Origin of the sequence: Phytobacter sp. V69 (assembly GCF_965644215.1) — a bacterium.
Classification (GTDB): Bacteria; Pseudomonadota; Gammaproteobacteria; order Enterobacterales; family Enterobacteriaceae; genus Phytobacter.
In genome coordinates, this window is record NZ_CBFFRL010000546.1 from 1 (window position 1) to 368 (window position 368).

The 368-nt window shown below is 35.6% G+C and carries 1 pseudogene; it reads right to left on the minus strand.

Annotated features, from left to right (window positions below):
* Nucleotides 1-284: 284 nt before the first annotated feature.
* Nucleotides 285-368 (minus strand): annotated as a pseudogene (locus ACSZPU_RS26395) (IS5/IS1182 family transposase); the annotation flags it as partial.

A 368-nucleotide genomic window follows, 5' to 3' on the forward strand; every position in this document is an offset into this window, starting at 1 on the left:
CAGGCAACCGTCTGTGGTGTTTGCAGAGCTAAGATTGGCGGCTTAGCGTTGCACTTCGGAGTTGAATCCGCCTTTTTCTTTTAATTTTATTTTTATGTTGCTTTAATAAATTTAATTGGGTTTTGTTGTTTCAGTAACCATATTTTCCTGATGTTCCATACTTAAGTTAAATAGACTTTAGCGATCATTAAAATGATCGTGATAGGCAAAAAACTATCAAATTGTTAACATTGATCATTTAAAACAATTTTTAAATATACTGAATAAATGATTAGATAGTGTCGTCACAAAATTTTAGCCCAGAGAGCGATGCATCTGATCTGGACGGCAGCGAGAAATGAGGCCGTATTTTTTGCGTAGCGCGTTGC